Raw genomic sequence first — 25,681 nt, 5'->3', positions numbered from 1 at the left:
AGAAACCGAGGAAGGACCCCCAGGCAAAGTGCAACTGGTCAGAGCACACATCACCAACTACCGGTCCGTCGAGGACTCCGACATATTCGACGTCGAGAGGGACGTCACCTGCCTCGTCGGCCAGAACGAGTCGGGCAAAACGACCCTTCTCCAGGCGCTCTTCCGGGTCAACCCCGTGGAGCCCACCACCTTCGACGAGGTGGTCGACTTCCCCGCCCGCAAGATCCGCGACCGCAAGCAGCTCCGGCCGGCAAGAAGATCCCCGTGGTCCAGGCGACCTTGCGCCAGGAAATCAACTCCGACATGACGGCCTCCTCGGACACCACAATGTCGAGGTCGATGATCGGTTTGGCGGCGCACCCGGGCACGGCCGTACTGCCGACATGCTCGATGGACACAGCCAGATCCGCGACGTGAGGTTCCAATCGCTGCCGCAGTTCCTCGAACCGCTCGGACCATCGGGGGGCGTAGTCACTGACCACGATCATGCCAGTCATGTCGGCAGTCTCGCAGGATCGCCGGGACCCCCGGACCACGGTCCGTGCGTCCTTCTGCAACCAAAGGGTCTGCTGCGGCCGTGTCCTGTGGCTGTGGTGCGATGCTGGGCACTTTAGGGCTCGATGACGAGGCGTTCGATGAGGCCGTCGCTGAGTGTGAACTGGTAGCGCAGATCGATGGTGCCGCCGGGGAAGTTGCCCTCGAGGTGGTGGGTGGCGATGTAGCGGGTGGCGTCGGTCTGCTGGGCGTGGGTGAGGTGGATGGTGTAGGTGAATTCGGTGGCGGAGCGGTTGAGCCACGCCTCGATCGCCTCGGTACCCGCGTGGGTGTTGCCGTCGTCGATCACCGTGGCTTGGTCGGTGAACGCCGTGATTGCGGTGGCGGTGTCGTGGGTGCGGTGCGCGTTCAGGTAGCGGGTGATGACCTCGGGCAGGGTGTCCTGGTTGCTGGTGCGGGGCTGGTTGTCGTGCATGACGCTCCTTGGGGTGGTGGCGGGTTCAGACGGTGGGGGTGGTGCCGCCGTCGATGACGTGTTCGGCGCCGACGATGGCCGAGGCGCGGTCAGAGACGAGGAAGGCGACGAGTTCGGCGACTTCCTCGGGCCGGTTGGGACGGCCCAGCGGGATGCCGCCCAGCGAATCCATGAGCCGGCCCAGCGCCGCTTCCTGGGTGATGTCCGCGTCGTGGGCGATCCGGGTGACGAGGTTGTCGGCGGCCGAGGTCTGCACGAAGCCGGGCGAGACGGTGTTGACACGGACACCGTGCGGGGCGACCTCGTTGGCCAGGCCCTTGCTGTAGGTGGTCAGGGCGGCCTTGGCGGCGGCGTAGGCCAGGGTGCCGTTCCACAGCGGCATGCGGCGCTGGATCGAGGTGACGTGCACGACCGCCCCCTTGCCCGTGGTGATCATGTGAGGGAGGAGTGCCCGGTCCAGGCGGACGGCGGCCAGCAGGTTGGTGTTCAGCTCCCTGGCCCAGTCGTCCTCGCCGAACGCCGCGAACCCTCCGGCCGGTGCCTCGGACCCGCCGAGGGTGTTGACCAGGATGTCGACGCCTCCCACGCGGGCGTCCACCTCGGAGGCTACGCGGGCTGCGCCCTGGGCGGTGGACAGGTCGGCGGTGATGAACGTCTTCTCCTCAACGTCGTCGGGGCGGCTGCGGGCGGTCACCAGTACGGTTGCGCCGGCCTGGGCGAGACGTCGGGCGATGGCGGCTCCGGTGCCCTTGGTGCCGCCGGTGACCAGAGCGCGTCGGCCTTCGAGGGACTCGCTGAGGGGTGTGGTCACGGTGTGCTCCGTTCTCGGGTGCGGGCGCGGAAGGCACCGCTCCCTTCATTACTGCTAAAATGGAAGCTACTAACTTCGACTTTAGCAGCAACTGAGAGGATGGTCGCCGTGGCAAGCCGGATCAGGCTGGAGGACCGGGAGTGCCCGCTGTCCACGACGGTGGAACACGTAGGCGAGTGGTGGACGCTGCTGATCCTCCATGACGCCTTCGACGGCTACACCCGCTTCGACCAGTTCCAGGAGAGCCTGGGCATCTCCTCCAGCATGCTCACCACGCGGCTGAAAACCCTCGTCGCGGACGGGCTGCTGGAGCGCCGGCCCTACCAGACCAACCCCGTACGCCACGAGTACGTCCTCACCGAACTCGGGCGCTCCCTGCGACCGGTGATCGTCGCCCTGGCTGCGTGGGGCAACTCCCGCCTCACACCGGCCGAACGCAGCATGATCCTCGTCGACGCACACAGCGGCGAGGAAGTCGAGCCCGTCGTCGTCGACGCCAAGACCGGCCGCCGACTCGACAACAGCGACACGTACATCTTCACGGCCGGACCCGCGGCCAGTGACGCCATGCGCAACCGCTACACGACACGGCCGGCCATCCCCGCAAGAGGCGTAAGGCTGCCCCGGACAAGCACCGAACGACCTTGAACAGGGCCGGACCAGCGGCTCGCCCCGCCGGGCAGGGCCGGCAGGTTGGCGCGGATCAGGGTGAGGGTGTCGGCGGCGGTGAGCTGTTCGCGCCGCCCCAGCAGGCCCAGGTGTGTCACGGCGAGGGCTCAGCAGGTTGCCACCCAGCGGCGCCCGGGGCGTGCGCCTGCGGCCAGGGCGAGCAACAGACCGTGCAGGTGGGTGAGCTCGGTCAGGGCGCGTGGGCGGTTGGCTGCTTGCCGTGGTGATCTGCGGTCGGCCTGACCGATGAAGCGTGCGACCGCAGGCGGGGACAGGGAGCCTTCCCTCGGCGCAGTCAGGAGGGGATCCGTACTCCCCGCCCAGCATCACCAGGAGGGCGGCCCTGTGGATCGATGGAGCCATGGCCGTCGACGAGATTGATCTTGCGGTGCCGGGGCAGGGCTGGACCGGCCCCGCCGTGGTCAGGATGTTTCGGGTACGGCGCGCGTCAGGGGATCGAGGTCTCCGTACAGGGCGGCGTGCAGCGCGGCGGCCAGGTCACGGGCCCGCTGCTCGCTCTCCACGTCGTACAGCACGAAGTAGACCGGGCCGGCCGAGGAGTCGGCGCGGATCTGCTAAGAGCGGATGAGCCGGATGACGGCCGCGCGGATCGCGTCGTACGTGCTGTCGACGATGGTGTGGCCCGGTCCTGCGGCGAGTGCGTCGGCCTTCACCGTCCATCGCTGGCCCTGCTCCTCGACGGCGACGAACACCTGGTGCTGCTGCTTGGCCCGCCGGTAGGCGGCGTTGAAGGCGTCGACGTCGGTGGTGTCCGGGACCAGGCCGGGCGGACACGGTGTGGGCAGCGGCTGCATGAGGATCATCGTGCCAGGACCAGGAAGTACGCGGGATACCCGATGCCGGAACGGTCGCCCGCTCCGACGCGGGTGTTCGGTCAGTCGGGTGGGGGCGGGGCCGTGGCGGTACCCGTGAGGGTGTCGAGTCGGGCGGCGAGGTCGGGGTGGGTGGTGGTCAGGTGGGGGCGGGTGGCGTTGAGGGGGTGGATGAGGTCGGCGGGGTCGTTGTGGGCCAGGGCCGCGTGGAGTTGGTCGAGCAGGTGGCGGGCGGCGGTGGGGAGGTCGGTGAGAGCGGTGATCTGGCCGGCGATGCGGCGCAGGTCGGCGGCGTTGCGGCGGGCCCATTCGGCTTGGGTGCGGTCGGCGGCGCGGCGCTCGCGGGTGGCCTGGACGCGTTGTTCGCCGGTGGTTCCGGCGGGGCCGGGCCGGCCTCGCAGATAGCGGCGTTCGGCGGCCTGGCGGCTGGCGACGCCGAGGGGGTGGGCGAGGTCGGCCCAGCTGGCTCCCGCGTGCCGGGCCGTTTCGATCAGGCCGGTCTCCCATCCGGCGAGCTGCTCGCGGACCTGCCGCAGCAACAGCAGGGAGGCCAGGGCCTGCTCCGCGCCGGGGCTGGCGGCAGGGGTGTCGGAGGTCTCCTGCCGGGCGGCGTGCAGGGCGTCGTCTATGGCGTGCAGGGCCGCCGCGGCGGCGAGGAACGAGGCCGGGCTTCGGCCGTCGGCGCTGGACGGGGCCGACTGGTCGGCTGCTGTCACGGGCACCCCCTCGGGCTTGTCATCGACTGGACGACACCGTGCTTGTCATCCATTGGATGACATGTTACAACGGTTTCAGTGAAGCGCATTGGCAGCAACTGCCCGAACTTGCAGGAGGTGTTTTCACGATGTTGATGCGCACTGACTCCTTCGGTGAGCTGGACCGGCTGGCTCAGCAGCTGATGGGCCCGGGCACCTGGTCGCGGCCGTCCCCGATGCCGATGGACGCCTACCGCGAGGGCGACCGGTACGTGGTGGCCTTCGACATCCCTGGCGTCAGCGCGGACGCGATCGACATCGACGTCGAGCGGAACATGCTGACCGTCAAGGCCGAGCGCCGGCCCGTGGCGAAGGCCGACGACGTGCAGATGGAACTGTCGGAGCGGCCGCTGGGTGTCTTCTCCCGCCAGATCGTGCTGGCCGACACGCTGGACACCGAGCACATCGAGGCGGACTACGACGCCGGCGTGCTCACCCTGCGGATCCCGATCGCGGAACGGGCCAAGCCCCGCAAGATCGCCATCGGCGGCGGATCCGGCCGCAGGGAGATCTCCGGCTGACCCAAGGGCGACAAGGGCCGAACAGCGGCGGAGGACGGGTCACTGGTCTCCCCCCTCTCCCGTCCTCCGCACCCCATCGACCGGAAGAAGGTGGCGGCGGTGACCCTGCGACGCGAAGCGTTCCTCGACCGGGTGAAGGAACGCGGTAAGTACGACAGCCTGCAGGAAGCACAACGCGCGGCCCGTGTGGTGCTCGCCCTGCTGGGGGCGCACCTGGTCGGCGAGGTACGCGCCCAGCTCGCGGCGCGCCTGCCCGAAGACTTCGCCCTGATCCTCCTCAACCCGCTGCAGAGCGCCGAGCCGTTGCCACCGGAGCGGTTCGTTCGGGCGACGGCGGCCTGGATCGAGGGGGCCACCGAGCAGACCGCGGCCTGGGACGTCAGCGCCGTCCTCTCCACCGCCGCCGACGCGGCCGGTGACGACCTGCTGGGGCAGATCCTGCTCCAGCTCCCCGCGGGCTACGACCTCCTCTTCGGACACCCCCAGCCCGCCTGATCACCCACCCACTCACCCGGTTACCACCATCCCGGCGGCAGAAAGGCAACCACAGCAAGTGTTCCCCGACCCGCGCGACCCGCTGCAGCCTGTGCCCGCGATGTCGTACGAGCAGATGCTGGAGAAGGTCCGCTACGAAGGCGCCTACCCCACCCGCGAGCGGGCCGAGGAGGCCATCCGTCTGGTCGTCGCGGGATTGGGGCGCCAGCTGACGGGCGACGAGCGCGTCGAGCTCGCCGCCCGTCTCCCCATCGAAGCCGCACGCCTCCTCGCCGCTCAGATCCCCGACACCCAGCCCCTGACCGGCTGGGCCTTCGTCAAGGACCTCGCCGCCCGCGCCGAAGCCTCATTGGCCACCACCCGCTGGGACACCGGAGCCGTCTTCGCCGCCGTCGCCGCCCTGGCCGGCCCCGACCTCCTCACGCGCATCCTGCGCCAGCTCCCTTCCGGGTTCGCGCTGCTGTTCGGCCGCGCCGAACTCAACCCTGCCGCCTGAGCGCGCCGTGTCCGTCCGGCGCGGGCGCGTTGGTCACGGTGACGCGTACACGGGTTGCAAAGACCCCACGGGACTCGTGCCGCGGGCGCCGGGCCGCAGATACCCGTTCCCCCTTCCTGGCCGTCGATCGAAGCCCTGGTCCGCCCGGGACCAAGGCTTCGTGCTGCCCCCCGCGCGCTGGGAGACGGCGGGGCGGGGCGGGTGTGGACGTGACGGGCTGCGGGCCCGGCGGCAGCCCAGGAGCGCGGCGCCCGCACCGCGCGGTCAGCGACCAGGCCAGGGATGACGGCGGACAAGGATCGCACTCCTCATCCGGCCGGCCCGGTACGAGACGGCCATCCGTCTCCCACCGCAGACCGAGTTCGGTGAAGGTTGGCCTTCAACACACTGGACTTGACAGGGAACGCACCTGGTCCAACGACACCACCCTCGCGATCCACGAATCACAGACCCTGCGCATCGAGCGCGGCCACGAAGCCCACCCACGCGAGACCTCGTCCTCCCCGGGTGCCGGACGGCCGACGACGGGCCGGCGGCTCTTCGTCCTGCGCGGCCTGTTGCCTGACGACGCCGACCACCGCCTGCCGCCCCCGGCGCCGCAGACTCCGGGAACCGAGGGCGGGCAGTGAGATCGGTGCGACCCTGTGCTCGGGTCCGACCTCGGTGCTGACCGGGTTGCGCTCCATCCGGCTCGGCAGGTCGGTGAGGAAGACGCCGAAGTCTCGGTCGCCCATCCTTCAGACGGGTGCCGACGATTTCGACCACGTGGGCCACGTCGACCTGCTCGTCCGCCACCAGGCGCGCCGTCACGGTGTCCGCCTGCCGGCGGATGCCCCTGGCGATGCGGGGCACAGATCCTCCGGCAGGCGGGGGCGAGGTCCCGGGCCGTTTCGGAGGGCAGGCCCGGGTCGGCGACCAGGACGAGCCGCAGGTTTCCTGCCGTTCGTGTCCGCGTCGGGCTGCCTCATACACCCTCGTCCTGCCGCCGGGTGGGCCTCGGTGATGTCGCGCCTCCCCCAGGCTGTTGCCACCACAGGGAGGGATCCGCCCGTCCACCCGTTCGGCAGCACGACGCGCCTGCGGGCCGGGGAACCCCTACTAGCATGCTGACTGTGCGACCCATTCTCCCGAAGATCGAGGGCGGCCGGGTACAAGGCCTCCTGCAGCTCATCGAGGACGGCATCCACCTCGTCGTCGCGGCGCTCCTCGTACTGCTCGCGGGGCTCCTGACCGTCGGGGTCGTCCACGACGTCATCAGGTCGATCCAGGGTCCGTACCGCGAGGAGACGGTCGTTCTCTCCGCCCTGGACAACGGCCTTGTGCTGTTCATCGTGGCCGAGCTGCTCCACACCGTCCGCCTCACCATCAGGAACCAGACCCTCGACGCGGAGCCGTTCCTCGTCGTCGGCTTGATTGCCGGCATCCGCAAGGTGCTCATCGTGACGGCCGAGGCGGAGAAGTCCTTCCGGTGGAACGTCGAGGGGATCGAACTGCTCATCCTGGCGGGGCTGATCCTCGTGATGGCGACAGCTGCGTACGTGTGGCGGCGCTCGACGCGGCCGGGAGACTACTTCCCGCTCCAGGAGGCGCGGCGCTCCCCGTCGCCGTCACCCGCCCCGGTGCGCGGGTCCTGATCCGTACCTTCCCCCGCCACGGCCGCCCGCACCCGCTGCTCCTCGCGAGCAGAGCCGACGTCCCGTTCCAGAGGTGTGCGGCTCACGGCCGTCGCGAGGTCCTCCAAGGCCCGCTTCTGCAGTTCCGCCCCGCGCCGCACCACCGGGCTCCGGTTCTCGGCGGTGGCGCCCTCCCACGCGTGGAGCGCCTCCTCCACGCGCCCCCAGTCCGGATTCCTGTGCTCGCGCACGTCGACTGCCGCCTGCGCGGTGTCCGCCTCCAGTGCCTCGGCGAGCCGCTCCGCCTCGGGGACGAAACGGCTTTCGTCCCGCGGGACGTGGCTCTCCATGAGCATCGCCGCCCGGCCGAACCCTTTGAGCGCCTCCTGCGCCTCCTCCGCCTCGCGCGACGTCAGACCCCTGGGGCGGACCGGTTCCTGCTTTGCCCGGTCGTAGGTCTCCTGCCAGGCGGCACGTGCCTCCCTGCTCGCCAGCAGTGCCCTGCGCATCTCGGCGCGATGCTCCCGGGTCGGTTCGGCGTAGCTGCGGAGCACCGCGGCCGCGTAGCGGCCGCTGGCGGCGAGCCAGTCCGCAAGCCGACCCGGCAGCCGGGGCGTCTCCCATGCCGGGAACACCACGTACGCCAGCATGGCCAGGGCCCCGCCGAGCAAGGTGAGCACCACCCGTTCCGGGACAGTCTGCTCCCACGCCTGGCCGCCCATGCCGAGCAGGAAAACGACGTACGCGGCAGTGAAGCACTGGGAGTAAGCGTAGCCGGTACGGATCAGCGTGTACGACAGGCCCGCCGAGACCACCGCCAGCGCGCCGAACACATGGGCGTCCGGGCCCAGGGCCCGCACCATCCCGGTGGCGAGCGCGACCCCCGCCAGGGTCCCGGCGAGACGGGCCACCGCACGCGCGTACGTCCGGTGGAAGTCCGGCCGCATCACCATCACCGAGGCGATGGGCGCCCAGTAGCCGTGGCCCAGGGGTAGCCGCGCGGCGATCAGATAGCCGAGCGTGGCCACCGCCGCCAGGCGGACGGCGTGCCGGAACACGGGCGAGTCCCCACGGAGCTCACGGCGGACCGCCCGGACGACGACCGGGACCAGCCGGAACATGGTCGGGCGCACCAGGAACTGAGCGCCCGCGGGGCCGGGCGGCGTGGGCGTCCTCCCGCGCGCGCCGCCGCTCCCGGCGATCTCCAACGCCTCACCGAGCAGTTCGACGAGCCGCTCGGCGGCCCGCCGCGCGGGCCCCTCCAGCACCTCGTACTCCTCGTCGACGCGCAGGACGTCCGCGCTCCTAGGTGGCACCTCGGCGGGAGTGCCGCGGCGGATCGAACGGGCGGCCGCATCCAGGACGTCGGCGGCCGCGTCGAGCAACTCCCGCGCGCGGTCCCGCCCGGGCCCCTCCGCCGGGGCGCCGACGTCCGGGTCGGCGAGCGCGGCGACGACCGGCCGAATGCGCTCGGCGAGGCCCCGGGGACCGTGGAGGACGGGGGGACGGGTGCGGGCCTGTGATGGCGTCACGGCGGCCGCGTCCCGGGCCGTCATCAACGGCTCCGGGTCGAACAGGGCGGTCGGGTCGTGCCGCAGCCGGCGGGCGTAGTCCGCCACGGCGGCCAGGGCGTCGGCGAGCGCGTCACGATGCGCCCCCCAACGGCGGATCGGGAACAGCAAGATCAGCACGGCCTGCGCCACGCCCCCGAGCGCGATGACCCCGGCGTGCTCCAGGGCTCGCCCGACGCTCGTGGGCATGGTGACGGTCACCAGCATGCTGCCGACCGTCGTCGCTGCGACGATCCCAGCGGTCGATCCGACGGCCCACGCCATCCCCGCAGCAAAGGCCCATACGGCCAGCAGCGGGAGGAACGTCACGAGTCGCCCCGCCGCCAGGTAGCCCACGAAGGTGCTGAGCGCCAGACCCGCGCCCGCGCCGAGCGCGATCACCTTGCGTGGACGCCAGGTGCGCTGGAAGGTGGCCCCACCCGCGGAGTAGGCACCGAGGGCGGCGGACGCGGCATACGCAGGAGAGACCAACCACAGCGCCGACCCGATGACGATCGCCAGCCCAGCAGCCGTGCGCAGCGCGAGCAAGGGCTCCAGCCGCGTCTCCTCGATCGTGAGCCCGGATCGCACGACCTCCCCGAAGGCCCGCAGCCACGTCACGGGTGCGAGCCTAGCCGGAGCGCCCTGCCGGGTCGCGTCGGCCGCGCGACCCCGGGCCGACCTGCACCCACAAACCGGCACCCTCGCGTACAGGGCAATCGATGACCACACCCCCAGCGCCGACTGTTCACCGCCAGCGGCCGCGGCTCGACGTCGTCCTCGTGGCCGATACGGGATGGCCGACGGAGGTCGCGAAGCGACTGAAGAAGGGTGACGGACCTGCCGTACCGGGACATTACCCGCCCCGTCATCGCCATGATCGACCCGCCGGAGCACATCGCGCTGCTGTCGCTGCCCATGCTCAGCCTGATGCGCGTCGCCCACCGCCTGAGGGGAGCGGCCCTCGGCGTGATCGGAGCGCTGATCCCGGAGTCCGGCCACGCCCCGCCACCCGGAAGGATCCAGTACACCAGCGAGGCACAGCACTTCGTCCTGCCCGCGTCCGCGGGCGGTTGCGGCTGCTAGGCGGGATGGTCCGCGTCAACCAGCCCTGGCTGCTGATCACCGGCCTCTCCCGAGCGCTCGCTGGCGTGTTCGCCACCGCGGCGTTCGGCCTCATCCGCAGCGACATCTGGCAGGTCACCCTTTACACGGGGCCGCTCCGCGACGCGGTGTTCACCCTGCTGTCGATCCGCACGCCCGTCCGACTACCCGGGCAGTCGGACGCCTGAGCCTGGCAGGGTAATACAGGGAGGCTAATTGGTCCCGACAGGCGCATGCGTTCCCGCACGGCGTCCGCCAGGCTGGCTGGGAAGCCCAGGGGCCGGGAGCGACCCGGCGCCCGCAGCCGGAGGTTCCGTCATGACCGTGATGTCCATCGCCAGGTTCGAAAGGTTCTTCCGCGCGGCCGCGGGGCTGGACGTCGACAAGAACGATCTCAAGCGCTACAGCGACTTCGTCGACGCCAAGCTCTACGATCTGCTGACCGTCGCCCAGGCCACTGCCAAGGCCAACGGGCGCGACATCATGCGGACCTGTGACCTACCGATCACGAAAGGCCTGCAGGAGAGCATTCACCACTTCCGGAAGATCGACCAGGAAGTAGAACTCAAGCCGATCCTGGAACAGCTCGCCACCCACCCCGCTCTGGACCGCACGCCCGACGAGGAGACCGAGGCGGCCTATCCGGACATCATCGGCGGACTCAGCCTGGCCCTTGCCCAGAGCTTCAAGATCCTCCACCCCGACCTGAAGAACCCCCAGACCCAGCACTGGGACGAGGCCCGAGCCGTCTTCGACCTCCTGCTGTGAGTGGCGACCGGACCAGGCGGTGCAGGCCACGGCCACACAGCGTCAGCGCACTCTGCTTCCTCGGCTGCCGCAACGATCCTGCTGGCCCGCCGCAGGGCCTCGTCCACGTCCAGGGTGCTGCCGAGAGCGGTCGTGACCTCCGCCAGCAGCGCCAGGCGGCCCAGAGCCCGCTGCAGCGCCGCGTCCACGTCGAACTCGTCCTGCGGTGGAGCGCAACGCCCGACGCGCACTGGGCAAACAGCCCTCGGGGCGGCGGACGCACCTGGTCGGTGAGCTGGCCGAGACCGCGGCGGGCACCCGCCGGCTGCTGGATCAGACCGCTGTGCGGCTTGCGGGGATCCGCACGATCCCCGACCGGCTTGTGTCGTTAGCCGAGCCCGATGCCCGACCGATCCGCAAGGGCAAGCCTCAGCACCCCAGGCTGATCGGCCCACATCTCGGGTGTCGGAGAGCTCAGATTGTGGCGGCTCGACCTCGCAGGGATCATCGAAGGCATGGACAGGAACATGTCCGTCGGGTCCGGGGAGCAGCTGCTGGAGGAACTGGTCAGAGCAGCCCAGCTGGCATCACCTGCGGAACTGCCCGTGGTCCTGAATCGGTATGCCGGGGCCATGGGTCTGGGCAGGGCCGTTATCTATCTGGTCGACATCCAGCAAAGACTGCTGGTGCCGTTCGTCGAAGGCGAGCCGGAACTGGAGCTCGACACTTCGCTGGCCGGATGGGCCTACCGCACCGACTCTCTCCGAGTGGAAGAAGGCCCCTCCGGGGGGCTGAACGTATGGCTGCCCCTGGCCGACGGAGCGGAGCGGCTGGGCGTCGTGGAGCTGAACATGACCACCCTGGACGGGCTCAAGCTACGGCGCTGTCGAACGACGGCGCTGCTCCTCGCACTGATCATCACATCCAAGCGCACCTACAGCGACACCATCGCGCAGCGCATGCGTACCAGGCCGATGCACCTGCCCACGGAGATGGTGAGGGCTTTTCTCCCTCCCCGGTCGATCGGCACCGGGCGGGTCGTTTCGACGGCGGTTCTGGAGCCTGCGTACGAACTGGGCGGCGATGCTTTCGACCATGCGTTCACCGAGGACGTTCTGCACGCCACAATCCTTGACGGCATGGGGCACAACCTGGCGTCCGGACTTGCCACCTCTGTCGCCATGGCAGGCTGCCGTAACGCCCGGCGCAGCGGGGCAGACCTGAACGAACTCGTGGGCACCGTGGACGAGGCGCTGGCGAAGTGGCTTCCGGAGCAGTTCTGCACGGGCGTCTTCACCCAGTTGCACATGCCCACCGGTGTGCTGCGCTGGTGCAACTGCGGCCACCCGCCTCCGTTGCTCATCCGTCGCCACCGCCTGCTCCATAAAGCCTTGGAGCGGCCACCTGAGCCTCCTTTGGGTCTGCCCGCCGGTCTCGCCGGGACCGCCCGTCAGGTGCAGGACGTCAGCCTCGAACCCGGTGACCGAATACTGCTCTACTCAGACGGCGTCGTGGAGTCACGCGACGAGGCAGGCGAAGAGTTCGGCCTGGAGCGCTTCACCGACTACATCATCCGGTCGACCGCAGCCGGGCAGAGCGCCCCGGAAGTGCTGCGCCTGCTCATCCATGCCATCCTCGAGCATCGGCACAACAAACTCAGCGACGACGCCACGATCTTGATGTTCGAGTGGCAGCCCCCTGGTCCGTGACCGCAAGAGCCGGAGAGCGCAGCCGTGGCGCCGGTACTCCGAGGACGCAGACGCTGACGTCGGTGGATGCCGAGCGTAGCTCAGTCTCCGAGAAGCGGCGGGTATGGCTCCGCACATCTGCAGCGCCATACCCGCGCAGGCAGGGACCTCAGGCGACGGGCTGCAGGTCCTTGGCCGCAGCGGCGCCCTGTTTATCGGCGGATGCTGCCGGAGGCTTGGATTCTGTGGTGGCCAGCCGCAGATACACCGCCTCGTAGCCGGACGCCTTGGCGTCCGGCTGGAACCGGTCCACGACGCTCTTGCGGCATTGCGCCGGGTTGAGATCCCCCACGGCCTCCAGTGCCTCCGGCAGTCAGCAAGCGATATCCGACGGCCCAGGACGCCGAGCGTTACGCACGGGCATTCGACCGCGAGGACCAGGGGGACATGGGCCGGCGAGCACCGCTGGGCCTGCTCCCCCTTCGGCTGCTGCGCGCCTGGCGTCTGCGGCGCCGAAAGGAAGCCGGTGGGGAGCCGCGCGCTGCATCTCCGCCGCCGTGAGGGGTTGTGATATGGGACGTCGTTCATGAGCCGCCCCGGGTGTCGAGCCGCGCCGGCCCGGCCGCGGTGCCGGACGTGTGTCCGGAACCGCGGCGTTCGCGTCTCAGCCGCTGCTCTCGGTGCTTTCGCTCGTCTCGCTGATCTCGATGTGCCGGGGCTTTGCGACCTCGGCCTTGGGGACGGTGATGGTGAGCACTCCGTCCGACATCTGCGCATTGATCTTTTCGGTGTCGACCTCTCCGGGCAGCCGCAGCCGGTACTCGAAGGCTCCGGTGCGGCGGGTGCTCCGGCGCAGGACGCCTTTGCGTTCCTTCTCCTTGATCTCTCCGGTGACCACCAGCTCCTGGCCGCTAGCTTCGACGTTGATGTCCTTGCTCTTGACGCCGGGGAGTTCGATCTCGACGTGGAAGACGTCGTCGGACTCCGTGACATCCGCCAGGGGTGTCCACGCGATTGCGGGCGCAGCGCCTCCCACCGTGGATTCGATCAGTCCGCTCATCTCGCTGAGCAGTTGGTCGAACTCCGTCAGCGGATTGCGTGCCCAGCCAAGGGGCCTGTCCTGCATTGCGCCACCACGGTGGCGCAGGACGGGCGTGGTCATTCCCATCGCCTCCTTCTCCTTCTCGTAATCTCGTCGCCCGCTGGGTGTCATGCGAGCCAAGCGGACTCCTTCGGACGGGTGTGCGGGGAGCTGTCGGTGCCGCCGGGCGCCGCCGTGTGGCCCAGGTAGCGGTGCACGAAGTGGATGCTCATCGCGCCTTCGCCGACCGCGGAGGCCACGCGCTTCACTGAGCCGCTGCGGACGTCGCCGGCGGCGAAGACGCCAGGCAGGCTGGTCTCCAACGTCAGGCAGTCGCGGCCCTGGCTCTGCCACAGTTCGGGAACGGAGCACGCCTGCGCCTCCGCGCCGGTGAGCACGTAGCCGCGCGCGTCGAGGGCGAGCGCGCCGGACAGCCACTCGGTGTGAGGGTCGGCGCCGGTGAAGACGAACAGGGCCCGCACCGCGAGGTGGCGGTGCTCGCCCGTACGGTGGTCGACCACGGTGACCGCCTCCAGCGCCTTGTCGCCGAGTGCCTCGGTCATCTCGGTGTGCAGCAGCACGCGCACCCGCGGGTGGCGCTCGATCTGATCGATCAGATAGCGGGACATGTGCGCCTCGAGGCTCGGCCCACGGACGAGCAGATACACCTGTGGTGCGTACCCGGCCAGGAAGAGCACGGCCTGGCCCGCGGAGTTGCCGCCGCCGACCACCGCCACCGGGTCGGTACGGCACTGCTGGGCCTCGTAGACGGTCGCCGAGTAATGGACGCTCGCGCCCTCCAACGGCTCGATGCCGGGCACATGGAGGCGGCGGTAGCGCGCGCCGGTGGCCAGGACGACGGTACGGGCGGTGATCTCGCTGCCGTCGGCGAACCCAACGGCGTAGTGGCCGTCCCGCCGTTCGAGCCGGGCCGCCTCCGCCGGGACGCTGATCCGGGCGCCGAACTTGCCCGCCTGGAGCACAGCGCGCTCGGTGAGTTCGGCGCCGGAGATGCCGGAGGGGAAGCCGAAGCAGTTGTCGATGCGGGACGACGTCCCGGCCTGGCCGCCGGTGGCCAGCGCCTCGACCACGGTCGTGCCGAGGCCCTCCGAGGCGGCGTTCACCGCGGCGGCGAGACCGGCCGGACCGGAGCCGATGATGAGGAGATCGCCGCGGCCGTTGCCCGATTCCAGGGGCGGCAGGCCGATGAACCGGGCCAGTTCGGCGTTGCTCGGATTGCGCAGCAGGGTCGTGTCCCGCCAGATCACCAGCGGCGTCTGCTCCGGACCGACCGCGAAGCGGCGCAGCAGCGCCTCGGCCTCCTCGTCCGTCTCCAGATCGATCCAGCGGTGCGGCAGCCGGTTGCGGGCGGCGAACTCGCGCAGCCGCCGGGTGTCGGGCGAGTAGCGCGAGCCGATGATGCGGAAACCGGCGCCCTGCCCGACGAGCAGGGCACGGCGGCCCAGGCAGGCGCGCAGCACCACATCACCAAGGATGGAGTCCCGGGTCACCAGGTCACGCAGCTGATCCATGGACAGGGCGAGGATCTCGCCGGGGTCCCTGACCACGGCGGTGTAGAAGGCCACCTGTCCGTTCAGGAGGCCGAGTTCGCCGATGAAGCGGCCAGGGCCGTGCACACGCAGCAGGCGTTCGTCGGGTGTGCTGTAGCCCTCGACGATGGCGACCGAGCCACTGAGGACGACGTAGAACGCCTCGCACCGCTCCCCCTCCCGGATCAGCACGTCACCGGCGTCAACCGCGCGCCTCCGGCCATGCTGCGCCAGGCGGGCCATCTGGTCGTCCGACAGGCGGGGATAGGCGCCGTAGATGTCGGGGGTCTCGAAGGGGACGCTCTCCTCCGCCTCGTCCGGCACCGGCGCTGCGCCCGGCCGCGTCTCGTCGCCGGACATCACACGAACGCCTCGTGGACGAAGCACCACCGCCAGTCCTCGCCGGGCTCCAGCGACGCCACGATCGGATGGCCGTCGGCGGCGGCGTGACGGCGGGCGTGCCGGTTCGGCGAGGAATCGCAGCAGCCGACGTGGCCGCAGGTCAGGCAGAGCCTGAGGTGGACCCAGGGGGAACGCGTGGCCAGGCATTCCTCGCACCCCGGGGCGCGCGGGGTGACGGGGCGTACGAGGGCGAGGTGGGGGTCGGTTCGTACCGTCATGGCCGATCACCCTTTCCCGGCCGGTTCGCGGCCCGCGATCGACTGCTCCACCCACCGCCGCAGGGCAGGGGCAGGTGCGGCACCCGCCTGCCGGGCGATGGTCTGTCCTTTGTCGAGGACCAGAAGCGTCGGTACCGCCTGGACCTCGAACCGCCGCGCCAGGCGCGGGTTCTTGTCGATGTCGACCTTGACCAGCTTGATCGTTCCCGCGAGATCGGCGGCGACCTCCTCCAGCGCGGGGCTCACCATGCGGCAGGGGCCGCACCAGGTGGCCCACAGGTCGACGACGACGGGCACGGTGGCCTGCTCGACGACCTCGGTGAAGTCGTCGTCGCCCGCGTCGGCCATCCATGGCAGAGGCTGCTTGCAGTTGCCGCACCTGGGGCGGCCCTCGGCGGCAACCGGTACCCGGTTGGTGCGCCCGCAGTTCGGACAACTGACGGTTGTCGCCTGCATCGTGCTCATGCCGCCCTCGCTCCCTTCACGTCCTCGGGCTGGTCGTAGGTGACCACCAGCTCTGCGTGCTCGGCGTCGACGCGCACCGTCGCGCCGTCCTGGACGTCGCCGCGCAGCAGGGCGCGCCCGACCAGCGTCTCGACCTCGTGGGAGATGTAACGCCGCAGCGGCCGGGCCCCGTAGACCGGGTCGTAGCCGTGGTGGGCGATCACTTCCCGGGCGGAGTCGGTGAGTTCGACGGTGATGCGGCGTTCGGCGAGCCGCTGCCGCAGCTCGTCGAACTGCAGCTCCACGATCCGCTCGATCTGCCGCTCACCGAGCGGCTTGAACAGCACGATGTCGTCGACGCGGTTGAGGAACTCCGGGCGGAAGTGCCCGCGCAGCTCGCCCATCACCAGGGCGCGGGCGTCCGGCTTGATCTCACCCTCGGCAGTGGCGCCGTCGAGGAGGTGCTCGGAGCCGATGTTGGACGTCATGATGATCACGGTGTTCCGGAAGTCGACGGTGCGGCCCTGAGCATCGGTGATACGGCCGTCATCGAGGATCTGCAGCAGGGTGTTGAAGACATCGGTGTGCGCCTTCTCGATCTCGTCGAACAGCACAACCGAGTACGGCTTGCGGCGTACGGCCTCGGTGAGCTGGCCGCCTTCCTCGTAGCCGACGTAGCCGGGCGGTGCGCCCATGAGCCGGCTGACGGTGTGCCGCTCCTGGTACTCGCTCATGTCGAGGCGGACCATGTTCTCCTCGGAGTCGAACAGGGTCTGGGCGAGGGTCTTGGCCAGCTCGGTCTTCCCGACGCCGGTGGGGCCGAGGAAGATGAACGAGCCGATGGGGCGGCGAGGGTCGCGGATGCCGGAGCGGGCGCGGATGATGGCGTCGGTGACGAGCTTGACGGCCTCGTCCTGGCCGATGACGCGCTCGCGCAGGATCTCGTCGAGGCGCAGCAGTTTCTCGCGTTCGCCCTCCTGGAGGCGGGCGACTGGGATGCCGGTCCAGGCGGCGACGATCTCGGCGATCTCCTCCTCGGTGACGACCTCGCGCAGCAGCCGGTTCTGCCCTTGTTTGGCGGCCAGTTGCTCCTCCTCTGCGGCGAGTCGGCGCTCCAGGTCCTGGAGGCGGCCGTAGCGGAGCTCGGCGGCGCGGTTGAGGTCGTAGGCGCGTTCGGCCTCCTCCGCCTCGTGGCGGACCTGCTCCAGTTCCTGGCGCAGGTCCTGCACGCGGCGGATCGCCTGCCGTTCGGCCTCCCACTGGGCGTGTTTGGCGTCGGCCTCGCCGCGCAGGTCGGCCAGTTCCCTGCGCAGCTCCTCCAGGCGGGCTTCGCTGGCGGGGTCGGTCTCCTTGGAGAGGGCCGCCTCCTCGATCTCCAGGCGGGTGACGCGGCGGGTGAGCTCGTCGAGTTCGGCGGGCATCGAGTCGATCTCGGTACGCAGCCGGGCGCACGCCTCGTCGACGAGGTCGATGGCCTTGTCGGGCAGGAATCGATCGGTGATGTAGCGGTGGCTGAGGGTGGCCGCGGAGACCAGCGCGGTGTCCTGGATCTTCACGCCGTGGAAGACCTCCAGGCGTTCGCGCAGTCCGCGCAGGATGGAGATGGTGTCCTCCACGCTCGGCTCGTCGACCAGGACCTGCTGGAAGCGGCGTTCGAGGGCGGCGTCCTTCTCGATGTGCTTGCGGTACTCGTCGAGGGTGGTGGCGCCGATCATGTGGAGTTCGCCGCGGGCGAGCATCGGCTTGAGCATGTTGCCCGCGTCCATGGCCCCTTCGGCGGCGCCCGCGCCGACGACCGTGTGCAGTTCGTCGACGAAGAGCAGGATGCGCCCCTGGGCGGCCTTCACCTCAGACAGCACGGCCTTGAGGCGTTCCTCGAACTCACCGCGGTACTTGGCGCCGGCGACCAGGGAGCCCATGTCGAGGGCGAACACGGTCTTGTCGCGCAGTCCTTCGGGCACGTCGCCGCGGACGATGCGCTGGGCGAGACCCTCGACGATGGCGGTCTTGCCGACGCCGGGGTCGCCGATGAGGACCGGGTTGTTCTTGGACTTGCGGCTGAGGATCTGGGTGACGCGGCGGATCTCGGCGTCCCGGCCGATGACCGGGTCGAGCCTGCCGTCCCTGGCCTCGGCGACGAGATCGCGGCCGTACTTCTCCAGCGCCTCGTAGGCCACTTCGGGGTTGGCGGAGGTGACGCGCTGGTTGCCGCGGACCTGGGTGAGCGCGCTCAGGAACGAGTCCGTGGTGATGCCGGCCTGTTTGAGCAGTCGCCCGGCGGCGGTTGAAGAGCCCTCCTCGGCCAGGGCGAGCAGGAGGTGCTCCACGGACACGTACTCGTCCTTGAGGCGTTTGGCCTCCCGTTCGGCGGCATCGAGCAGGCGGGCGAGGCGCTGAGTGACGAAGACCTGGCCGGGTGCCGCGCCGGGGCCGGTGACCTTCGGGCGGCGGGAGAGTTCCTCGCGCACGGCCGCGCGCAGTTCCTTCGGCTCGGTGCCCGCCTGTTGCAGCAACCGCGGGATCAGACCGTCCTCCTGATCGAGAAGTGCGAGCAGCAGGTGTTCCCCGTCGACCTCGGTCTGGCCCATGCGGACGGCCGCGGTCTGGGCCTCCTGGAGGGCTTCCTGGGACTTCTGGGTGAGACGGTTCATGTCCATGGGTGTGTTTCACTCCTCGTGCCGCGGCCGCGCAGGGCGGCTTCGAGCAGGCTGATGCGGTCGAGCAGGTCGAGCACCAGGCCGATGGATGCGTAGTTGAGGCAGAGTCCGGAGCGCAGCCGCTGGATGCGGGCGAGGACCGCCGGGGCCGTGGGGTCGAACACCAGGTGCCCCGCGTCGTCGCGTTCGGCGTCGACCAGGCCGAGGGCGACGAACCGGCCGATCAGATCGGGGGGGAGGCCCGAGCGACGGGCCACGGCGTCCAGGGAGAGCCTGGGGGCGGGCACGAGCGCGTACCGGACAGCCGTCGAGGCGGTGACGTCGGCGCCCGTTCGTACCGGACGGGCGCCCACGCCGGCCCGGCCGATGCCTGCCGCTCCCGCGGGTCGGTCGTTCATCGCGTCCTCCTGGGGTCGAACGAGGAGGTGGCGGCGAGCTCCTCGAACAGTTCGCGCTCCCGGTCGCCGAGGGTGGGCGGCACCATGATGCGGAGTTCGGCGTACAGGTCGCCGTTCGCGCCGCGCGGGTTCGGCATGCCCTCTCCGCGCAGCCGCAGCCGCCGGCCGCTGGACGAGCCCGCGGGCACCGTGACCTTGGCCGTGCCACCGCCGGGGGTGGGCACCGGCACGGTCGCACCCAGGGCCGCCTCCCAGGGGGCGACCGGGACCTGGACGTGCACGTCGCGGCCGTCCAGCCGGAACCGGGGGTGGGGCTGGATACGCACCCGCAGGTACAGGTCGCCCGCGGGGGCGTCACCACTGCCCCGGCCGCCCTCGCCCGCCAGCCGGATGCGCTGCCCGTCGGTGACGCCCGGCGGCACGTCGACCTCGTACCGCCGCGGCTGCCCGGTGGGACCGGCGAGCGTGACGGTGCGGCGGCCGCCTCGGTACGCCTCCTCGACGGTGAGCGGCAGTTCGGCCTCCTGGTCCGCTCCGGGGACGCCGCCTCGGGCGGCGCCGGCTCCGAACATGGAGCCGAGCAGGTCCTCGATGTCGATGCCTTCCGCTCCGAAGTCGTCGCCGAAGCCGGTGGCGTACCGGACGCGAGGACCGCCCGCGCCTGCGGCCCTCCGACCGCGGAAGCCGCCTGTCCCCGCCGCGACCCGTTCGTCGAAGTCCTCGGGGATCTTGCGGAAATTCTCGCCGAAGCGGTCGTAGCGGGCCCGGGTCTTGGGATCGGACAGGACGCTGTATGCCTCGTTGAGGTCCTTGAAGCGTTCCTCCGCCCCGGGGTCCTTGTTGACGTCGGGGTGGTACCTGCGGGCGAGTTTGCGATATGCCTGCTGGATCTCGTCCTGGCTCGCGCTCCGCGACACGCCCAGCACCTCGTAGTAGTCCCGTGCCATGACCGGTCACTCCCGCTTCGCGACGGTCACCGCGGCCGGCCTGAGCTGCCGCTCGCCGTCCCCGTAGCCGGGGCGCAGCACCTCGACGACGGTGCCCGGTGCCGCGTCGGGGTCCTGGACGACGCCGATCACCTCGTGCCGGGCCGGGTCGAAGGCGACGCCGGTCTCCGCCCGCCGCGGGTAGCCGAGCCGTTCGAGGACGTTCACCGCCTGGTCGCGGACCGCCCGGATGCCCTCCACGATCGCGCCCGGATCGGCGCCGGCGTGGGTCAGGGCGAGTTCGAGGTTGTCGAGGACGGGCAGGAAGGCGGCCGCCGTGCGGGAACGCTCGACCGCCCGTTCGCGCTCCAGTTCCCTGGCGTGACGCTTGCGAAGGTTGTCGAGGTCGGCGAGTGCGCGCCGCCAGCGGTCCTCCAGTTCCTGGATCGCGGTCGTGTACTCGTCCTCGGCAGGCGCGGGGCCGGCGGCGTCGGGTCCCGGTTCGCCGTTCGCCGCTTCCGGCCGGGGCGGCGGGCCCGGTTGCGGCAAGTCCCCGCGAGGAGGGCGTACGGCGCCTTCCGGTACCGGTTCGACCGGATCCGACGCGGCCCGGTCGGGTTCCTGGGGGTGGCTGGGCATGGCGCGCCTCAGCTCTTGTCGAACTCGGCGTCGATCACGTCTTCGTCGGCGCCGGCCCCGCCCTGCCCGGAGCCGTCCGGCCCGGTGGTGCCCGACGGACCACTCGCCGCCGCGGCTTCGGCCTGGTGGGCGGCAAGCCCGGCGTAGACCTGCTGGAGTTCGGAGGTCAGGGGCCGCACGCGCTCCACGCCCGCCTCTTCCTTGACCGCCGTCCGGGCGTCGGACACGAGCATCTCGGCGCGTGCCTTCTCGTGCGCGGGCGCTGCGTCACCCAGTTCGGCGAGACGCTTCTCGACCTGGTACGCGACGGCGTCGAGCTCGTTGCGGGCGTCGACGGCCTCGCGGAGTGCCTGGTCCTGGCCCCGGTTGCGCTCGGCCTCCTGGACCATGCGTTCGACCTCACTGCGGTCCAGGTTGGAGCTCTCGCTGATGGTGATGCCCTGTTCCTTGCCGGTGTCCCGGTCGCGGGCCCTGACGTCGAGGATGCCGTTGGCGTCGATGTCGAAGGTGACCTCGATCTGTGGTTCGCCCCGCGGCGCCGGCCGGATGTCGGTGAGCTGGAACCGGCCGAGCACCCGGTTGTCAGCGGCCCGCTCGCGCTCGCCCTGGAGGACCACCACATCGACGGCCGGCTGGTTGTCCTCGGCGGTGGAGAAGGTCTCGCTGCGGCGCACCGGGATGGTGGTGTTCCGCTCGATGATCTTCGTCATCACTCCGCCGCGCGTCTCGACACCCAGCGACAGGGGCGTGACATCGAGCAGCAGCACGTCCTTGACCTCGCCCTTGAGCACCCCGGCCTGGATCGCGGCGCCCAGGGCCACGACCTCATCGGGGTTGACGCTCATGTTGGGTTCCTTGCCACCGGTCAGCCGGCGCACAAGGGCCTGGACCGCCGGGATACGTGTGGAGCCGCCTACGAGGATGACCTCGTCGATGTCGCTCTCGCCGACCTTGGCGTCGGCGATTGCCTGCTGGACCGGTCCCAGGCAACGCTCCACCAGGTCGCTGGTGATCTGCTCGAACGTGGACCGCATGATCGAGTCGGTGAGGTGCTTGGGGCCCGAGGCGTCGGCGGTGATGAACGGCAGGCTGACCTGCGTCTGTGTCACCGAGCTGAGTTCGGTCTTGGCCTTCTCCGCCGCCTCGAACAGTCGTTGCAGCGCCTGCGGGTCCTTGCGCAGGTCGATGCCGTTCTCCTTCTGGAAGTCGTCCGCGAGGTAATCCACCAGACGCCGGTCGAAGTCGTCGCCGCCCAGGTGGCTGTCGCCGGCGGTGGAGCGCACCTCCACCACGCCGTCGCCGACGTCGAGGATGCTCACGTCGAAGGTGCCGCCGCCCAGGTCGAAGACGAGGACGGTCTCGTGCTGCTTCTTGTCCATGCCGTACGCGAGGGCGGCCGCCGTCGGCTCGTTGATGATCCGCAGCACCTCCAGTCCCGCGATCCGTCCGGCGTCCTTGGTGGCGGTGCGCTGAGCGTCGTTGAAGTAGGCGGGCACCGTGATGACCGCCTCCGTGACCCGCTCCCCCAGCTGCTTGGAGGCGTCGTCGGCGAGTTTGCGCAGCACCTGTGCACTGATCTCCTCAGGCGCATAGAGCTTGTCGCGCACCTTGAAGCGGGCCGCCCCGCCGTCGCCCTCCACGACGTCGTACGCCACCGCCCTGGCCTCGTCGGATATCTCGTCGAAGTGCCGGCCGATGAACCGCTTGGCCGAGTAGATGGTGCCCTTGGGATTGAGGATCGCCTGGCGCCGGGCCAGCTGGCCCACCAGGCGCTCGCCGGTGTCGGTGAAGGCCACCACGGACGGTGTCGTGCGGTTGCCCTCGTTGTTGGGCACGACGGACGGTTCGCCGCCCTCCCACACGGCGATCACCGAGTTGGTGGTGCCCAGGTCGATGCCCACTGCCTTGGCCATGAGGAACTCCTCCCGGTGCGGCGGTATGCGCCGACTCTCCGGATCACGTTCGTTCAGGTACGACTGGGACCTCCGCCGGTGGTCTGCAGCCCGCCGATCAGCCGTACAGCCTCGTCGGCGACCTCCTCGTCCACCACGACCTCGTACCGGCTCGGCTGCATCGAGCGGAGCGAGGCGAAATCCCGGCGACCGCCTTGCAGGGCGTGCAGCAGCATGCCGAACAGCGCGCCGACGATCGCTCCGAAGATCAGCCCGTACAGGGCGAGGAGCAGGACGGAGACGACGGGGTCAAGCCAGTTCACAAGGCCGAAGAGCCAGCCGATCAGGACACCGGGGAGCACACCTCTCGCCGCTCCATGAAGGGCGGCCCTGCCGTAGTCCATCCGGCCGATCACCTGCTCGACCAGGCGCACGTCCCGGCCGATGATCGCCACCCTCTCCACGGGAAACCCGTGGTCAGCGAGGTGGTCAACGGCGCGTTCGGCTTCCCGGCACGTCTTGTACGAGGCAACCGGCCTGCGATGCTGCTCGGTCATCGCCCAGCCCTTCCTGCCGGTGCGCACGGAGGGTTTCGAACACTTCCCAGGGTTGCGGGCCGAGTGGCTCCACGCCTGCGCCTGGCGAGTCAGAAAAGCACGGCTTCCGTCGCCCCACGAGTACTAGAGGAAGAGTCCGAACACCTCGGATGAGCCGGCCCGAGAGCGGGTACCCGGAACACCGCTCGCCTCTCTGAAGGCTCGGGGAGAACGCAGTGATCCCATGGCCGGCAGCCGGGCGCACAACCTGTACCGCCGCCGCTCCGACCGAGAGGGCAGCCTTCCGCGGGGCAGCGCCGGGGCGGCACCCCACGGCCGCGCGGAGAGGGCCGCCCACCCGTTCCAACCCCAGCCGCCCATGCCCTCCACGAACTGATGGTGCTCTCCCGCGCCCTGTTCGGCACCCGGGACAAAGGCGAGATCCTGCGCCTGGCCATGGACCACGTAGCCGCCGCAGGGCCATACAGCGCCAAGGCCGGATACCTCAGGGTGGACGGCGACCTGGTCCCCAGCCCGAGGGACGGGCAGATCCATGCCTTGGCCGTGGACCGGAGGGTGCGGGAGCTGACCGGGCAAGACGGCCCTGTGACCGTACCCGGTCGGCCCTGGGGCTGGGCCCTGGGGCTGGGCCCTGGGGCTGCGCGGACTTGAGGGACTCCACGGCTACCTCGTGGTGACGTCCCGCTCCCGGCCCACCGAGGCCGAGCGCTCCCTGCTCGCCACGCTCGTCCGACACACCGCTGCTGCTCTGTCAGTCGCCTTCACACACCGCCGCCAACGCGAGGACGCGCTGGAGCTGCACCGGCTGAGGGAGGAACGCACAGCCCTCCAGCGGCAGCTGATCTCCGTCGTGGCTGAGCTGGGGTACCAGCGGGCTGTTCACGCGCTCATGGCCGACGTCGCTGCCTCGAGGGAATGTCCCGGCGCCCAGGCGGGAAGGGTCTGGCCGCCCAGGCTGTAGCCGAAGAGGAACACCAGCACGGGCACGCTCCAGTGGAGGCGCAGGGGCACCCCAAGGACTCGCCCGATCTGCGGCGCGTTGTTCATCGCTGTCTCCTGCACGACTGAGCGTGCGTCCGTCCACGCGTGCCGGTGGGCCACGGCGGCGTGCGCGCGACCGGACCTGCGCGGTGTCTCCTCACATACAGTCTTGCTCCGTGGAGCCGCGTAACCGAGGACGGGGTAATCGAGGGCATAGACGAGATTTCTACCGAGTAGGGCCGGACGGCGACGGCCGTCGCCCAGGTTCAGGCGTCCGCCGCGATCCTGACGAGGAGCCCCGCCGCATCGCCCAGCACTGCCCGTCGCGGAAGTGCCCGCGAAACGGCGGCCCAGGACACGATCGCCAACGGGTTGGCCGCCGTCGCGCAACGCGCACCCGGCCGGGCGGCGCGGCATGCTGGAAGTGACGCCGGCCAGCGCCAGGCTGCTCTGCGCGCGGAGGGAAGGCGAGGCGATGAACAGGTATCCCGGGCGGTGGCCCGCTGAGCAGCGCGCGGTGATCGCGGTGCGGGTGTCCGGGGTCCGGCGAGCAGGACCATGCTGCACCGGCCGGTGCGGACAAGGCGCCCGCGTCGCCGGCCCGTGGAACCGCCCTGGCGAGGAGGTCAACGGCCAACGCGTGGCTTAGCCCCGCCCCGCTCGGGAGCCGGGCTGATGCGTCAGCCACATTCCGTGCATTCCAAGGCGGTGAGGTGCGCCATGGCAACGTTGGAGATCCACGGCCTGCACTGTTCGGTCCAGACCGACACCGGTCCGCGCGAGATCCTGCGCGGGGTCGACCTGACCGTGCAGCAAGGTGACACTCACGCGATCATGGGGCCGAACGGATCCGGCAAGACGACCCTTGCATACGCCCTCGCCGGCCACCCCAAGTACAAGGTCACTTCCGGCACGGTCACCCTGGACGGGGAGGACGTGCTGGCGATGAAGGTCGACGAGAGAGCCCGCGCCGGGATGTTCCTCGCCATGCAGTACCCCGTTGAGGTCCCCGGGGTCTCCGTGTCCAATTTCCTGCGCTCCGCCGCCACCGCCGTCCGCGGCGAGGCCCCTCGCTTGCGCATCTGGTTGAAAGAGGTCCGCGAGGCGATGGAGAGGCTCCACATCGACCCGTCCTTCGCCGAGCGCAACGTCAACGAGGGCTTCTCCGGCGGGGAGAAGAAGCGCCACGAGATCCTCCAGCTGGAGTTGCTCAATCCGCGCATCGCGATCCTTGATGAGACCGACTCCGGGCTGGACATCGACGCCCTGCGCATCGTGTCCGAAGGCGTCAACCGGGTCCGCGCCACCGGGCAGACCGCCACACTGCTGATCACCCACTACACGCGCATCCTGCGCTACGTCCACCCCGACCACGTCCACGTCTTCGCCGCGGGCCGGATCATCGAATCCGGCGGCCCAGAGCTCGCGGACAAACTGGAGGAGGAGGGATACAAGGCATACGTCAAGGGCGTCGGCGACGGCTGACCGTCCCACCTCGTGCAGGCCGGACGTCGGCTGCGTCAAGGAGGTCGTTCGGGTACCGGGAACGGGGACGCCAAGCCCTGCCGCGCCGGTCACCACGGGACCGTCGACTCACCAGTGGCGCGTGCCGACAGAGGGGCGGGCAGTTTGCGGTGGTCCAGCTGCGGTCCAACATCGCGGTCGTAAGTACGGCGCCGTCGCG

General features: G+C 70.4%; 30 protein-coding genes and 2 pseudogenes. 12 read left to right on the top strand and 20 right to left on the bottom strand.

Features of this window, described 5'->3' with window-relative positions; genetic code table 11:
• Positions 1 to 28 precede the first annotated feature (28 nt).
• Positions 29 to 307 (top strand): AAA family ATPase, encoded by a 279-nt coding sequence (locus FNV62_RS56070; protein ID WP_225900530.1) that lies wholly within the window; start codon positions 29 to 31, stop codon positions 305 to 307.
• A gap of 46 nt (positions 308 to 353) precedes the next feature.
• Here FNV62_RS56070 and FNV62_RS56065 read toward each other — a convergent pair.
• The 3 genes and pseudogenes from FNV62_RS56065 to FNV62_RS39750 all read right to left on the bottom strand — a co-directional run.
• Positions 354 to 488, bottom strand: a pseudogene (locus tag FNV62_RS56065) (GrpB family protein); the annotation flags it as partial.
• A gap of 122 nt (positions 489 to 610) precedes the next feature.
• Positions 611 to 970, bottom strand: a complete 360-nt coding sequence (locus tag FNV62_RS39755; RefSeq protein WP_144315889.1) for a nuclear transport factor 2 family protein — start codon at positions 968 to 970, stop codon at positions 611 to 613.
• Between the two features lie 25 nt (positions 971 to 995).
• Complete coding sequence (locus FNV62_RS39750) at positions 996 to 1,781, bottom strand: SDR family oxidoreductase (RefSeq protein WP_144315888.1); 786 nt, start codon at positions 1,779 to 1,781, stop codon at positions 996 to 998.
• A gap of 99 nt (positions 1,782 to 1,880) precedes the next feature.
• Between FNV62_RS39750 and FNV62_RS39745 the strand changes: the two genes are divergently transcribed.
• A complete protein-coding gene (locus FNV62_RS39745) occupies positions 1,881 to 2,429 on the top strand; it encodes a winged helix-turn-helix transcriptional regulator (protein WP_181649299.1) in 549 nt (182 codons plus the stop codon).
• 596 nt (positions 2,430 to 3,025) lie between these two features.
• Here FNV62_RS39745 and FNV62_RS56060 read toward each other — a convergent pair.
• Positions 3,026 to 3,265: a hypothetical protein gene (locus FNV62_RS56060; RefSeq protein ID WP_225900529.1), complete on the bottom strand. Its 240-nt coding sequence runs from the start codon at positions 3,263 to 3,265 to the stop codon at positions 3,026 to 3,028.
• A gap of 80 nt (positions 3,266 to 3,345) precedes the next feature.
• On the bottom strand, positions 3,346 to 3,999 hold the full coding sequence (locus tag FNV62_RS39735; RefSeq protein ID WP_144315887.1) for a type III effector protein: 654 nt from the start codon (positions 3,997 to 3,999) through the stop codon (positions 3,346 to 3,348).
• Positions 4,000 to 4,127: 128 nt separating this feature from the next.
• Here FNV62_RS39735 and FNV62_RS39730 point away from each other — a divergent pair, with 128 nt between their 5' ends.
• The 3 genes from FNV62_RS39730 to FNV62_RS39720 all read left to right on the top strand — a co-directional run bounded on the left by FNV62_RS39730 (position 4,128) and on the right by FNV62_RS39720 (position 5,550).
• Positions 4,128 to 4,559 carry an Hsp20/alpha crystallin family protein gene (locus FNV62_RS39730; protein WP_144315886.1) on the top strand — a complete coding sequence of 144 codons (432 nt, stop codon included), beginning with the start codon at positions 4,128 to 4,130 and terminating at the stop codon, positions 4,557 to 4,559.
• A gap of 99 nt (positions 4,560 to 4,658) precedes the next feature.
• Positions 4,659 to 5,054 carry a DUF2267 domain-containing protein gene (locus tag FNV62_RS39725; protein WP_144315885.1) on the top strand — a complete coding sequence of 132 codons (396 nt, stop codon included), beginning with the start codon at positions 4,659 to 4,661 and terminating at the stop codon, positions 5,052 to 5,054.
• Positions 5,055 to 5,154: 100 nt separating this feature from the next.
• The gene (locus FNV62_RS39720; protein ID WP_144316546.1) at positions 5,155 to 5,550 is read left to right on the top strand and encodes a DUF2267 domain-containing protein; all 396 of its coding nucleotides are present in this window, start codon (positions 5,155 to 5,157) and stop codon (positions 5,548 to 5,550) included.
• A gap of 443 nt (positions 5,551 to 5,993) precedes the next feature.
• Here FNV62_RS39720 and FNV62_RS39715 read toward each other — a convergent pair whose 3' ends face one another.
• Complete coding sequence (locus tag FNV62_RS39715; protein ID WP_164657653.1) at positions 5,994 to 6,284, bottom strand: hypothetical protein; 291 nt, start codon at positions 6,282 to 6,284, stop codon at positions 5,994 to 5,996.
• A 369-nt stretch (positions 6,285 to 6,653) separates the two neighbouring features.
• Here FNV62_RS39715 and FNV62_RS39710 point away from each other — a divergent pair, with 369 nt between their 5' ends.
• A complete protein-coding gene (locus FNV62_RS39710; protein WP_144316545.1) occupies positions 6,654 to 7,184 on the top strand; it encodes a phosphate-starvation-inducible PsiE family protein in 531 nt (176 codons plus the stop codon).
• On the opposite strand, the gene FNV62_RS39705 is transcribed toward FNV62_RS39710, so the two are convergent.
• A complete protein-coding gene (locus FNV62_RS39705; RefSeq protein ID WP_225900528.1) occupies positions 7,118 to 9,334 on the bottom strand; it encodes an FUSC family protein in 2,217 nt (738 codons plus the stop codon). The two genes, FNV62_RS39710 and FNV62_RS39705, sit on opposite strands and share 67 nt — an antisense overlap.
• A 210-nt stretch (positions 9,335 to 9,544) precedes the next feature.
• Here FNV62_RS39705 and FNV62_RS39700 point away from each other — a divergent pair, with 210 nt between their 5' ends.
• The 5 genes and pseudogenes from FNV62_RS39700 to FNV62_RS39680 all read left to right on the top strand — a co-directional run bounded on the left by FNV62_RS39700 (position 9,545) and on the right by FNV62_RS39680 (position 12,273).
• The gene (locus tag FNV62_RS39700) at positions 9,545 to 9,799 is read left to right on the top strand and encodes a hypothetical protein (protein ID WP_164657574.1); all 255 of its coding nucleotides are present in this window, start codon (positions 9,545 to 9,547) and stop codon (positions 9,797 to 9,799) included.
• Between the two features lie 5 nt (positions 9,800 to 9,804).
• Positions 9,805 to 10,005: a hypothetical protein gene (locus FNV62_RS39695; RefSeq protein WP_164657573.1), complete on the top strand. Its 201-nt coding sequence runs from the start codon at positions 9,805 to 9,807 to the stop codon at positions 10,003 to 10,005.
• A gap of 130 nt (positions 10,006 to 10,135) precedes the next feature.
• The gene (locus tag FNV62_RS39690; protein WP_144315882.1) at positions 10,136 to 10,585 is read left to right on the top strand and encodes a DUF1931 family protein; all 450 of its coding nucleotides are present in this window, start codon (positions 10,136 to 10,138) and stop codon (positions 10,583 to 10,585) included.
• Positions 10,586 to 10,787: 202 nt separating this feature from the next.
• A pseudogene (locus tag FNV62_RS39685) lies at positions 10,788 to 11,015 on the top strand (ISNCY family transposase); the annotation flags it as partial.
• 64 nt (positions 11,016 to 11,079) lie between these two features.
• The gene (locus FNV62_RS39680) at positions 11,080 to 12,273 is read left to right on the top strand and encodes a PP2C family protein-serine/threonine phosphatase (protein WP_144315881.1); all 1,194 of its coding nucleotides are present in this window, start codon (positions 11,080 to 11,082) and stop codon (positions 12,271 to 12,273) included.
• A 148-nt stretch (positions 12,274 to 12,421) separates the two neighbouring features.
• On the opposite strand, the gene FNV62_RS39675 is transcribed toward FNV62_RS39680, so the two are convergent.
• The 13 genes from FNV62_RS39675 to FNV62_RS39615 form a co-directional block, all read right to left on the bottom strand.
• Entirely contained in the window at positions 12,422 to 12,604 is a 183-nt protein-coding gene (locus FNV62_RS39675) for a hypothetical protein (protein ID WP_144315880.1), read from the bottom strand.
• Between the two features lie 312 nt (positions 12,605 to 12,916).
• Positions 12,917 to 13,414, bottom strand: a complete 498-nt coding sequence (locus FNV62_RS39670; RefSeq protein WP_186003144.1) for an Hsp20/alpha crystallin family protein — start codon at positions 13,412 to 13,414, stop codon at positions 12,917 to 12,919.
• Between the two features lie 47 nt (positions 13,415 to 13,461).
• Positions 13,462 to 15,243, bottom strand: coding sequence for an FAD-dependent oxidoreductase (locus FNV62_RS39665; protein WP_143628688.1), 1,782 nt, complete (start codon positions 15,241 to 15,243; stop codon positions 13,462 to 13,464).
• On the bottom strand, positions 15,243 to 15,503 hold the full coding sequence (locus tag FNV62_RS39660; protein WP_075033266.1) for a UBP-type zinc finger domain-containing protein: 261 nt from the start codon (positions 15,501 to 15,503) through the stop codon (positions 15,243 to 15,245). The genes FNV62_RS39665 and FNV62_RS39660 overlap by 1 nt, the downstream gene beginning before the upstream one ends.
• 6 nt (positions 15,504 to 15,509) lie before the next feature.
• The gene (gene trxA, locus FNV62_RS39655; protein WP_143628687.1) at positions 15,510 to 15,968 is read right to left on the bottom strand and encodes a thioredoxin; all 459 of its coding nucleotides are present in this window, start codon (positions 15,966 to 15,968) and stop codon (positions 15,510 to 15,512) included.
• Entirely contained in the window at positions 15,965 to 18,604 is a 2,640-nt protein-coding gene (clpB, locus tag FNV62_RS39650) for an ATP-dependent chaperone ClpB (protein WP_143628685.1), read from the bottom strand. The genes trxA and clpB overlap by 4 nt, the downstream gene beginning before the upstream one ends.
• Positions 18,595 to 19,002 (bottom strand): chaperone modulator CbpM, encoded by a 408-nt coding sequence (locus FNV62_RS39645; RefSeq protein ID WP_143628684.1) that lies wholly within the window; start codon positions 19,000 to 19,002, stop codon positions 18,595 to 18,597. Before FNV62_RS39645 ends, clpB begins: the two co-directional genes overlap by 10 nt.
• Positions 18,999 to 19,949 (bottom strand): DnaJ C-terminal domain-containing protein, encoded by a 951-nt coding sequence (locus FNV62_RS39640; RefSeq protein WP_143628682.1) that lies wholly within the window; start codon positions 19,947 to 19,949, stop codon positions 18,999 to 19,001. The genes FNV62_RS39645 and FNV62_RS39640 overlap by 4 nt, the downstream gene beginning before the upstream one ends.
• Before the next feature lie 6 nt (positions 19,950 to 19,955).
• Positions 19,956 to 20,567 carry a nucleotide exchange factor GrpE gene (locus FNV62_RS39635; RefSeq protein ID WP_143628681.1) on the bottom strand — a complete coding sequence of 204 codons (612 nt, stop codon included), beginning with the start codon at positions 20,565 to 20,567 and terminating at the stop codon, positions 19,956 to 19,958.
• Positions 20,568 to 20,575: 8 nt separating this feature from the next.
• Positions 20,576 to 22,480, bottom strand: a complete 1,905-nt coding sequence (dnaK, locus tag FNV62_RS39630) for a molecular chaperone DnaK (RefSeq protein WP_143628679.1) — start codon at positions 22,478 to 22,480, stop codon at positions 20,576 to 20,578.
• Positions 22,481 to 22,533: 53 nt separating this feature from the next.
• Positions 22,534 to 23,016 carry a general stress protein gene (locus FNV62_RS39625; protein ID WP_143628678.1) on the bottom strand — a complete coding sequence of 161 codons (483 nt, stop codon included), beginning with the start codon at positions 23,014 to 23,016 and terminating at the stop codon, positions 22,534 to 22,536.
• Positions 23,017 to 23,767: 751 nt separating this feature from the next.
• Positions 23,768 to 23,899, bottom strand: a complete 132-nt coding sequence (locus FNV62_RS57200; RefSeq protein WP_260691556.1) for a hypothetical protein — start codon at positions 23,897 to 23,899, stop codon at positions 23,768 to 23,770.
• A complete protein-coding gene (locus FNV62_RS39615) occupies positions 23,896 to 24,063 on the bottom strand; it encodes a hypothetical protein (protein ID WP_164331398.1) in 168 nt (55 codons plus the stop codon). The genes FNV62_RS57200 and FNV62_RS39615 overlap by 4 nt, the downstream gene beginning before the upstream one ends.
• 654 nt (positions 24,064 to 24,717) lie before the next feature.
• On the opposite strand from FNV62_RS39615, the gene sufC reads away from it, so the two are divergent.
• Positions 24,718 to 25,482, top strand: coding sequence for a Fe-S cluster assembly ATPase SufC (sufC, locus tag FNV62_RS39610; RefSeq protein WP_143628676.1), 765 nt, complete (start codon positions 24,718 to 24,720; stop codon positions 25,480 to 25,482).
• Positions 25,483 to 25,681 lie beyond the last annotated feature (199 nt).

Origin of the sequence: Streptomyces sp. RLB3-17 (genome assembly GCF_007113425.2) — a bacterium.
In the GTDB taxonomy this organism is placed as follows: domain Bacteria; phylum Actinomycetota; class Actinomycetes; order Streptomycetales; family Streptomycetaceae; genus Streptomyces; species Streptomyces mirabilis_D.
This window is presented reverse-complemented; position numbering and strand designations above follow the sequence as displayed.

What these genes read in the sequence shown, in the direction of transcription:
- FNV62_RS39615 (WP_164331398.1), bottom strand. Translation starts at nt 24,063, where the DNA reads ATGAACAACGCGCCGCAGATCGGGCGAGTCCTTGGGGTGCCCCTGCGC.
- clpB (WP_143628685.1), bottom strand. Translation starts at nt 18,604, where the DNA reads ATGGACATGAACCGTCTCACCCAGAAGTCCCAGGAAGCCCTCCAGGAG.
- FNV62_RS56060 (WP_225900529.1), bottom strand. Translation starts at nt 3,265, where the DNA reads ATGCAGCCGCTGCCCACACCGTGTCCGCCCGGCCTGGTCCCGGACACC.
- dnaK (WP_143628679.1), bottom strand. Translation starts at nt 22,480, where the DNA reads ATGGCCAAGGCAGTGGGCATCGACCTGGGCACCACCAACTCGGTGATC.
- FNV62_RS39660 (WP_075033266.1), bottom strand. Translation starts at nt 15,503, where the DNA reads ATGACGGTACGAACCGACCCCCACCTCGCCCTCGTACGCCCCGTCACC.
- FNV62_RS39625 (WP_143628678.1), bottom strand. Translation starts at nt 23,016, where the DNA reads ATGACCGAGCAGCATCGCAGGCCGGTTGCCTCGTACAAGACGTGCCGG.
- FNV62_RS39665 (WP_143628688.1), bottom strand. Translation starts at nt 15,243, where the DNA reads ATGTCCGGCGACGAGACGCGGCCGGGCGCAGCGCCGGTGCCGGACGAG.
- FNV62_RS39755 (WP_144315889.1), bottom strand. Translation starts at nt 970, where the DNA reads ATGCACGACAACCAGCCCCGCACCAGCAACCAGGACACCCTGCCCGAG.
- trxA (WP_143628687.1), bottom strand. Translation starts at nt 15,968, where the DNA reads ATGAGCACGATGCAGGCGACAACCGTCAGTTGTCCGAACTGCGGGCGC.
- FNV62_RS39730 (WP_144315886.1), top strand. Translation starts at nt 4,128, where the DNA reads ATGTTGATGCGCACTGACTCCTTCGGTGAGCTGGACCGGCTGGCTCAG.
- sufC (WP_143628676.1), top strand. Translation starts at nt 24,718, where the DNA reads ATGGCAACGTTGGAGATCCACGGCCTGCACTGTTCGGTCCAGACCGAC.
- FNV62_RS39640 (WP_143628682.1), bottom strand. Translation starts at nt 19,949, where the DNA reads ATGGCACGGGACTACTACGAGGTGCTGGGCGTGTCGCGGAGCGCGAGC.
- FNV62_RS39745 (WP_181649299.1), top strand. Translation starts at nt 1,881, where the DNA reads ATGGTCGCCGTGGCAAGCCGGATCAGGCTGGAGGACCGGGAGTGCCCG.
- FNV62_RS39710 (WP_144316545.1), top strand. Translation starts at nt 6,654, where the DNA reads ATGCTGACTGTGCGACCCATTCTCCCGAAGATCGAGGGCGGCCGGGTA.
- FNV62_RS39635 (WP_143628681.1), bottom strand. Translation starts at nt 20,567, where the DNA reads ATGCCCAGCCACCCCCAGGAACCCGACCGGGCCGCGTCGGATCCGGTC.
- FNV62_RS39670 (WP_186003144.1), bottom strand. Translation starts at nt 13,414, where the DNA reads ATGACCACGCCCGTCCTGCGCCACCGTGGTGGCGCAATGCAGGACAGG.
- FNV62_RS39715 (WP_164657653.1), bottom strand. Translation starts at nt 6,284, where the DNA reads ATGGGCGACCGAGACTTCGGCGTCTTCCTCACCGACCTGCCGAGCCGG.
- FNV62_RS39690 (WP_144315882.1), top strand. Translation starts at nt 10,136, where the DNA reads ATGACCGTGATGTCCATCGCCAGGTTCGAAAGGTTCTTCCGCGCGGCC.
- FNV62_RS39695 (WP_164657573.1), top strand. Translation starts at nt 9,805, where the DNA reads ATGGTCCGCGTCAACCAGCCCTGGCTGCTGATCACCGGCCTCTCCCGA.
- FNV62_RS39680 (WP_144315881.1), top strand. Translation starts at nt 11,080, where the DNA reads ATGGACAGGAACATGTCCGTCGGGTCCGGGGAGCAGCTGCTGGAGGAA.
- FNV62_RS39645 (WP_143628684.1), bottom strand. Translation starts at nt 19,002, where the DNA reads ATGAACGACCGACCCGCGGGAGCGGCAGGCATCGGCCGGGCCGGCGTG.
- FNV62_RS39720 (WP_144316546.1), top strand. Translation starts at nt 5,155, where the DNA reads ATGTCGTACGAGCAGATGCTGGAGAAGGTCCGCTACGAAGGCGCCTAC.